Source organism: Wohlfahrtiimonas populi, assembly GCF_002006795.1.
In the GTDB taxonomy this organism is placed as follows: domain Bacteria; phylum Pseudomonadota; class Gammaproteobacteria; order Cardiobacteriales; family Wohlfahrtiimonadaceae; genus Wohlfahrtiimonas; species Wohlfahrtiimonas populi.
Window position 1 is genome coordinate 1 of the sequence record NZ_MVDN01000033.1, and the last position, 2,417, is coordinate 2,417.

The following is a 2,417-nucleotide window of genomic DNA, read 5'->3' on the forward strand; positions in this document are numbered from 1 at the left end:
CTTAAATTGGTTGGCGGATGCCATTACCGAGTACGCTGTGGATGTATTATTGATCGCAGGTGATGTGTTTGATACAAGCACGCCAAGCAACCGCGCACAATCGCTCTATTATGAGTTTTTACATCGTGTGGCGAAAGGTAATTGCCGCCATATTGTGATCATTGGTGGTAATCACGATTCACCCTCTTTTTTAAATGCGCCAAAAGCATTGTTACATGCGCTGAATGTTCATGTTGTGGGCGCAATGCCTGATGATTTAAGTGAAGAAGTGATCACGCTATATCATCACAATCAACCTGAAGCGATCATTTGTGCAGTGCCATATCTACGTGATAAAGATATTCGATTATTGGAAGCTGGCGAAAATATTGATGATAAAAATGCGAAGCTCATTGAAGGGATTCGTAACCATTATGCGGAAGTTTGCACGATCGCAGAAGCAAAGCAAACAGAATATGAAAATGCAGGCTTTAAGGATATTCCCATCATTGGCATGGGGCATTTATTTACAGCAAGTGCACAAACTGTTGATGGCGATGGCGTACGGGAATTGTATGTGGGCACATTAGCGCATATTGGGCGTGATTTGTTTCCTCAGACAATGGATTATCTTGCTCTTGGGCATTTGCATGTACCACAAAAAGTGGGTGGAGCAGAGCATATTCGTTATTCGGGTTCACCAATCCCGATGGGTTATGGTGAAATCAATCAAGATAAACAGGTTTTGTTAGTGGATTTTTCAGGACGAGTGTTAACAGTAACGCCTTTATTTGTGCCAAGATTCCAAGAGCTTGTAAAAATCACAGGCGATGTGAAAAATATTCAGCAAAAGATTGAGCAATTAAAATCAGAAGAGAGTAATGCTTGGTTAGAAATTGAATATACAGGCACAGAAATTGTAAGTAACTTGCGAGATCTATTGGATGAAGCATTAAGTAGTAGCAATCTTGAAGTGTTGCGTATTAAAAACCGCCGATTAATGGAACGGGTGATTCATAGTGAAATGGATGAAGAAACATTGGATGATCTGAACCCTGATGATGTTTTTGCACGCTGTTTAACGGCGTTTGAAGTAGATGAAGCAGAGCAACCTGAATTGCTTGCTGCTTATCAAGAGATTATCCAAGAGTTACAAGATTTTGATAAAAACGCGGAGTAAAGTATGAAAATTTTAGAATTACGTTTTAAAAATTTGAACTCTTTACAAGGCGAATGGAAGATTGATTTCAATGATCCTGAATATGTGAATAATGGGATTTTTGCCTTAACTGGGCCAACAGGCGCAGGGAAATCTACAATTTTAGATGCCATTTGTTTAGCGTTATATGGCGAAACACCACGCTTAGGAAAAATTACAAAAAGCGATAACGAAATTATGTCTCGCCATACAGGCGAATGCTATGCGGAAATTGTATTTCAATCTCAAGCAGGAATTTATCGTTGTCATTGGGAGCAGCGCAAAGCTCGTAAATCACCTGATGGCGCATTGCAGGATCAAGAGCACCAAATTGCAGATGCCGAAACAGGAAAATTAATCGAAAGTAAAAAAAGCCGAGTTGTGGCAGTTATTGAAGAAAAAACAGGCATGGATTTTAAGCGATTTAATCGATCTATGCTGTTAGCGCAAGGTAGTTTTGATAGCTTCTTAAAAGCAGATGTTGGGCATAAATCTGAGATTTTAGAGCAAATCACAGGCACAGAGATTTATTCGGAAATTTCTAAGCAAGTCCATGAACGTAAATCTGCTGAACATAAACAGCTAGAGATTTTACAAGCAGAAGTACGTGGTATTCAGTTGCTAACAGATGATGAAATTACGGATATTACTGCGAATATTGCAACACAAAAAGTTGCGAATCAGGCTTTAAAAACCAAGCTAGATCAAACGCGCATTGCTGTGGATTGGTTAAATAATATTGAAAAGCTAACGAATGATTTAACGAACTTACAGACTGAAAAAGAAGAATTAACTGAATTAATCACACAATTTCAGCCCAAAAAACAGCAGTTATTAATGGCAAATCGAGCCATGCAACTGGATGGTGAATATGCGAAATTAATGGCTGCGCGAGAAGGATTATTGCAATCTCAAAAAGGTTTAACAGCCAAAAATGAGCAGTTGCCATTAGCAAAAAAAGCATGGGTTGATGCTCAAAAAGCTTTAGATGATGCGATACTTCAACATCAAGCAGGGAAAGAGTATTACAAGGCGCAAACAGTGATTTGGCAACAAGTTCGCACATTGGATCATGATTTAGCTGAGAAAAACAAAGTTGCAGCAGAGTTAATCAATCAATGTACGGCGATTGAATCAGTGATGCAGGAATATCAGCAGAAGCTCAAGATTCAGCAAGATCAGTATCAGCAAAGTGAAGTTAAATTAGCTAAAGCACAGCAATATTTAATGGATAACAAAG

The 2,417-nt window shown here is 38.8% G+C and carries 2 protein-coding genes; both read left to right on the forward strand.

Translation table 11 applies throughout. The features are described 5' to 3' along the window. The coding region (locus tag BZK16_RS13760) for an exonuclease SbcCD subunit D C-terminal domain-containing protein (protein WP_143691201.1) at nt 1-1,159 on the forward strand (1,159 nt) is incomplete at its 5' end. A gap of 3 nt (nt 1,160-1,162) precedes the next feature. Then, on the forward strand, nt 1,163-2,417 hold a 1,255-nt coding region (locus BZK16_RS13765), incomplete at its 3' end, for an AAA family ATPase (protein WP_158076871.1).